Raw genomic sequence first — 389 nt, 5'->3', positions numbered from 1 at the left:
CATCCCGAGTAAGAAAGCTAACCCTAACCGCTCTTTCCCCGTTGGATTATGTAACATAAACAAAAAGCACCTTTCCTAAAAGTTTCTAAAGTCTCATAACCTATGTAATAAATTTGAATCTTACAAGTAACGTCGACTTATCAAAGTATAATACAAAAAAACCAAAGATCAAATAACAGAACTTCAAATGGGCAAAGTCCTCTTTCTTGACTATTACACTTACAAAATTTACCTTTAAATTGATATTAGATAATATGAGGGAGGATCCACATGACAAAAAGCACTCATTACAAAGATTACTTTCTATCACATCGTCTTGTAACAAATGAATTAGTAGAAAAGATTAGTAAGGACGATTACGATTACAAGCCAACAGATACTTCCATGTC

Annotated in this window: 1 pseudogene; it reads left to right on the top strand. The window is 32.6% G+C overall.

The features are described 5' to 3' along the window. Positions 1 to 270: 270 nt before the first annotated feature. Positions 271 to 389: pseudogene (locus KH400_RS24640) on the top strand (DinB family protein); the annotation flags it as partial.

The sequence above is a fragment of the Desertibacillus haloalkaliphilus genome (assembly GCF_019039105.1).
Classification (GTDB): Bacteria; Bacillota; Bacilli; order Bacillales; family KJ1-10-99; genus Desertibacillus; species Desertibacillus haloalkaliphilus.
This window is presented reverse-complemented; position numbering and strand designations above follow the sequence as displayed.